The sequence below is a fragment of the Blautia sp. DFI.3.45 genome (assembly GCF_020593505.1).
GTDB classification, from domain to species: domain Bacteria; phylum Bacillota; class Clostridia; order Lachnospirales; family Lachnospiraceae; genus Blautia_A; species Blautia_A wexlerae.
On the sequence record NZ_JAJDMI010000088.1, the window covers coordinates 1 to 5598 of the forward strand.

The window sequence follows — 5598 nt, forward strand, 5'->3', positions numbered from 1 at the left end:
TTATATAAGAAAAACTGTTGGGATGTTATTACTCTACTAATGATACTGACAAGTGTTGCTATTGTCATTTATTTTGGAGAATCAATCAAAAAAGTACTGTCAGTAAATCTTCTATTGCTTTTCGTACTTTCGCAGGGCGCATATGTTGGAATTAGATGTTATCTTAAAGTTTGGTTAGAAAAAAGACCATATTAGTATTTTCAACTTACTGTATAGACAGTAAAATTACTCCATACCAGCCTAGTGAAAATTTACTGTATGAAAAGAAGTATTACAGAGAAAAAAGGCTGTAAAAACAGGAACAGCCAGCCCGAAAGAATTTACGGACTGGCTGTATCAGCAGAGTAATGTAATTGTGGAGCTGACCGAGATATGAAAAGCTTTCTATCATCAATTTCGCATTATTGCAATAACAGATTGCTTCTTCCATGAATGAATAAGCAATATTGTCATCAAACTTTCAAGCATAAACATAGCAACAGCAAAAAGAGTAAAAGCAACAACCGGAAATACAAATCCCGTAGACATGCCTGCATTTTTCAAAAATATACCGATTGCATATCCGCCGGGGATTCCAACAACAGCAGTTATAAGCAATGCAATCAAAGTAGTAAAAAGACCTTCCATCATAAATGCTTGCTTCAACTGCTTATTTGTCATACCAATAGATTTTAGTGTGCCCATTTCCTGTTTCTGTGATAAAAGATTTGTCACAGTAAGATTGATTTGATTGATGACCGCAAATATCCACAAGATGGCTGCAATCGCATAAGCTAATGTAAAACCTGCACGATTGTCTGATTGGTGTTCTACAATAAAATCTTGAAGGGTTTGTAAGCGAACATCCCTATTGTCAGAAACGAGTAATTTGAGTTCTTGCTCGATTATCTCCTGATATTCAGCTTCTGCTTGTATTTCGATTGCGTATGTACAGTCATAACCTGCAAGTTCTTTGAGCATATTTTCCGGCATTCTGAAAATATAGCCACCCATTCCATCATTGCTGGAAGTGATTGCACCAATTTTGAATGCTTTTGTTATTGTTTTACCACTATGATTTTTGAAATTAAAGGTCACAGTATCCCCAATTTGAGGTTTCCAATGGTAAACATCATAAATACGTTCGGGATCACTTACAACTAATTCTGTATCATCAGTAATATTTCCAGACAAAACCGCTGCATTTAGCGACGCCAAATCCTTTTCATTATAGCCGAGCATCAAGGTGCTATCTGAAATATCATTGTCTGTTGAGAAATCAACTGGTACGGTAGCATAAGTAAATATATTGCTAACTCCCTCTATATCTCCAACACGCTTTACATAATCAGAAAAATATTCTTTCTGCAAGAGAGCATCCAAATTTTCACTTTCGTTTTCTAAATCAATGCTGATTTTGAAATCTCCGTACTTCATATCCCAATAACGAGCCATACTCTCGGCATTAAAAGAACTCTGATAACTTGCTGCAAGGAAAAATATAACTCCGCACAGTCCCAATGATAAAATGGTCAATAGAGATTTTTTTCTGTTTCTGGAAAAGCTGATTTTCGCTAAATATACAGGCGTAATACGATGTCTTTTGTGAGTGCGGTAATTTACAATTCCCACTGGATTTTTCAGGGCGGAAATTGGAGAAGTATTCGCTGCAATTTTTGCTGGTTTACGAACACTAATATAAACAAGCAGTATTCCAAAAAGGCATGCGCCACATAGAGAAACAATAAATGCAAATACTGACCAGCCTTTTGATTGCAGACAATAGCTGATGATCGTTCCCATGATACTACCAATTAAAATCCCCGGAACTGCAAGCATATAACCCTGTTTAAGAACTATTTTATAAATTTGCTTTTTACTTGCCCCTATTGTCCGAAGCTGTCCGAACTCAGCAACTTTTTGTCCAACCGAAATATAGAAAATGCTGTAAATTACAAGTGCGGCAGCTAAAAACAAAATGGCAGCAACTACACCATATACCGCATAATTACTGAAGGACAAAGTTGTATTTACATAATCATAGTAACTGCTGACTGTCCAATTATTCAGTCCAGTCTCCTCTGAAATTTGAGATAATATTTCTGTTGCTTCGTCTTTTGTAAGGGTATCTGCATTTTCAAGCCAAACATATCCATTAAGCAGGTTATTTCCACGTAATTCCCGGCATTTTTCAAGTGAAACAAAAACAGGATAAGCGGTAGAAGTTTTATCATGATAAATACCAACAATAGTATAATTCTTCAAAGTACCATCCAGATTCAACTGAACTATGGCGTTGATTTCCGGAGACTTATTTTCACTGGCAAAAAAGGCATCTGTAACAGCAATTTCACTTGCTTTCTCTGGATATTTTCCGTCAAAGGCAGGAATCAAACTAAGCATGTCATCATCATAATAAATCAGAGACAGTTCTTTAGAATTTTCTTTCACTGTTTTGATATTACAGGAAAGTCCTACACTTTTTACTTCTTCGTTTGCTAACAACTTTTCTTTACTGTCCTGCGTAATGTCAAAGAAAATCCCTTGATGTAATCCTTCGATTTCTTTCTGATTTTGATAAATGATATTTTGCACTGTGAGCAACGACATCATTATCATAGCAACGGCTACAATAATTGCCGAAAGGCAAAATAAGTTTTTCTTCTTATCAAAACGCACACTTTTTCGTGCTAATTTTTTAATTACTGCACTGGTATCATTTTCAAAAGGATAATTCATAATTCCCACCTCCTTTAGCCAACAATTTTACCATCTTCAATCCGTACAATGCGGTCTGCGAGTTGAGCGATCTCGTTGTTGTGAGTAATCATTACAATGGTCTGATTAAATTCTCCGCTGGTATGCTTCAAAAGCCCTAACACATCTGCACTGGTCTTGCTATCAAGATTTCCGGTCGGTTCATCAGCAAGGATAATCGCAGGCTTCGTAATTAAAGCTCGTGCAATCGCTACACGTTGCTGTTGACCGCCTGAAAGATTGTTCGGCATATTTTCCAGTTTATCTTCTAAAGCCAACATATACACAACTTCGTCCATAAATTTCTGGTCTACTGTATCGCCATCCAGTTCCACAGGCAGGACGATATTTTCATATACATTCAAAATCGGAACCAGATTATAATTTTGGAAGATAAATCCGATGTTACGACGGCGGAAAATTGTCAATTCATCATCATTCTTTTTTGCGAGTTCTTCTCCCCGTACAATCACGCTGCCGGAAGTGGGGGTATCAAGTCCTCCCATCATGTGAAGCAATGTAGACTTACCGCTGCCGGAAGTTCCAACTACGGCAACAAATTCTCCCTGTTCCACAGTAAAATTTACACCATTAAGGGCACGAGTAATATTTGGTTCTGTGCCGTAATACTTCTTTAAGTCGATTGTTTGTAAAATGCTCATATTCAAATGCTCCTTTCAAGGCTTTCTATCTGTTGATAAAGCCATTGTAAACCACAAATGTTACACAAATGTCCGAGATAGAAAAAATTTTTATCGAAAATCAGAGTGAAATGTTACAACGCTCGGACATTTCAAAAAAAGTGGTTATATCTTACCTTACAGGAAGCATAATAGAAAATTCTGAGCCTTGCCTCAGCTCTGAAACAACCTTGATATAGCCCCCTTGCCTTGTTACAATCTCACGAGCCAAATACAAACCTATTCCCACACCCTGTTGATCGTGTACTTCTTCCTCACGATAGAAGCGCCGGAAGATGGCAGCCTGATTGCTTTCTGAAATGCCCTTGCCGGTGTCGGTCACTTTGACCTCTACGTACATTTCCCACTGAACCACTGATACAGAAATCTTTCCACCTGACGGAGTGTATTTTACTGCATTGTCCAGCAGATTGAAAAGGGCTTCGCTTGTCCACTTGCTGTCATGGGAGATTATCAAATTTTCCGGGCAATCCACGGATACAGCAATTTCTTTTTTCTCTGCGGCATATACAATACTGCTCATGGCTTGTGCAAGCGTATGGAATAAGCTGCTGTCTTTCTTTTCTAATCGTATTGCTCCGGTTTCCAACCGGGACGTTTTAACCAGTGCTTGGAACAGAAAATCCAGTTTATCAGTCTGACTACGTATGCCTTGTAAAAAGTCCATCCGTTCTTCTTCTGAAACAGGCTTTGTTAAAAGTGTGTCCGTTACCATTTGCAAATTGCTGACAGGCGTTTTAACTTGATGTGAAATATCAGAAATCAGCATTTGAAGCTCCTGTCGTTCCATGTCTACCTTGTGCCGGTTTTTCTGCATAATCTCATACAACCGAATTAAGCGGTGGTTGATACGGGCAAAAAGAGTTTCACTATCATTTGACTTTTGTAATTCCTCGTTTCCATCAATCATGTTGTCCAGCGTCCGGCACAAATTAGAAGTAAAATGAGAAAGGCGTTTTCCAAAAATCAGCACCAATAGCCAAATCCAGAAAAACGCACAGAGTGTCAATGTTCCACCCACTATAAAAATTCGTATATCCTGCATTATACCGCCGAAAATACCGGTAATTACCAGCATAGAGAAAACCATGCCAGCACTAACCAGTCTACAAATTTTCTTAGCAGAAAGGTTATTCAGATTCATTTCTTTTCGCCTCCTGTCCATTGATACCCCATACCATAAACCGTTTTGATATATGTGTCGCCATCCGCTTCAATCTTACTGCGAATACGGCTGATAGAAGTAGTAAGGGTATGTTCATCTACATATTTTTCATCAACATCCCACAGTTTTTCTAAAAATTGTTGGCGAGTAAGTACCTGCTTCGGATTTTTAAGAAATAGGTTCAACATTTTATATTCCATCGCAGAAAGTGCTAATGGTTTCCCGTTCAAACTTGCAAATTGTTCCGAAAAATCCAGAAACAAGCTACCATCCTCGTAAATATCCTTAGCTGGTTTGTGATGCTCCAACATAGCGAACATGGCTTTGATTTTTCGCTGCAAAGCACTAATCGAAAAAGGTTTCGTGATATAATCCACTGCACCAGCTTCATATCCCCGTATCTGATTGCTTTCCTGATCGTTGGCAGTTAGAAATATAACTACTGTATCAGGATGCTCTGGCTTGATAAGACGGCATAGGTCATAACCATTTCCGTCTGGTAAATTTATATCCAGCAATACCAAATCAAAAATGTTTGTTTTTAATGATTCAGCGGCTGTCCTTGCATTCAGAACAGAAGTTATTGTGTAACCGTCCAATTCCAAATTATAAGTAAGCGTTTTATTCAAAAGATTATCATCTTCGACAATTAAAATATGCTTCATATTATCACTTCCTTTTCTTTTTGCAGATAGTATAACAGGCAAATGTCCGAGAATTGTTACAAGGACAAATATATTTTTCATTTTACAGCTTTTTTCTGTGTACTGCAATTTTATAAAAGAAAGGACAGCAGTGTCAAATTGCTGTCCTTTCTTTTATCATAGCTGGTAGTGTATAAGCGTGGGTTCATCATATCGGGTGTGGTATCTTTAACTACAGGAAACTCCCTACAACACTATCTCACTTCTTGCTTAATAAAGTTCTAATGAATCTTCTGTATCCACCCACATCTGTAAATTGCCATCAAGATATAATCTTGCATATTCCAAAGGC

The 5598-nt window shown here is 37.7% G+C and carries 5 protein-coding genes and 1 pseudogene; 1 reads left to right on the forward strand and 5 read right to left on the reverse strand.

Annotated elements, in window-relative coordinates:
• Positions 1–195 (forward strand): DUF6040 family protein (locus LJE09_RS16685; RefSeq protein ID WP_227311573.1); only part of this gene is annotated, 195 nt, incomplete at its 5' end.
• A gap of 195 nt (positions 196–390) precedes the next feature.
• Here the strand turns inward: LJE09_RS16685 and LJE09_RS16690 are convergent.
• The 5 genes and pseudogenes from LJE09_RS16690 to LJE09_RS16710 form a co-directional block, all read right to left on the reverse strand.
• Positions 391–2718, reverse strand: a complete 2328-nt coding sequence (locus LJE09_RS16690; RefSeq protein ID WP_006859032.1) for an ABC transporter permease — start codon at positions 2716–2718, stop codon at positions 391–393.
• A gap of 14 nt (positions 2719–2732) precedes the next feature.
• Positions 2733–3398, reverse strand: a complete 666-nt coding sequence (locus LJE09_RS16695; protein WP_006859033.1) for an ABC transporter ATP-binding protein — start codon at positions 3396–3398, stop codon at positions 2733–2735.
• A 151-nt stretch (positions 3399–3549) separates the two neighbouring features.
• Complete coding sequence (locus LJE09_RS16700) at positions 3550–4581, reverse strand: sensor histidine kinase (RefSeq protein ID WP_006859034.1); 1032 nt, start codon at positions 4579–4581, stop codon at positions 3550–3552.
• Positions 4578–5267 (reverse strand): response regulator transcription factor, encoded by a 690-nt coding sequence (locus LJE09_RS16705; protein WP_009265522.1) that lies wholly within the window; start codon positions 5265–5267, stop codon positions 4578–4580. Before LJE09_RS16705 ends, LJE09_RS16700 begins: the two co-directional genes overlap by 4 nt.
• A gap of 249 nt (positions 5268–5516) precedes the next feature.
• Positions 5517–5598, reverse strand: a pseudogene (locus tag LJE09_RS16710) (DUF6061 family protein); the annotation flags it as partial.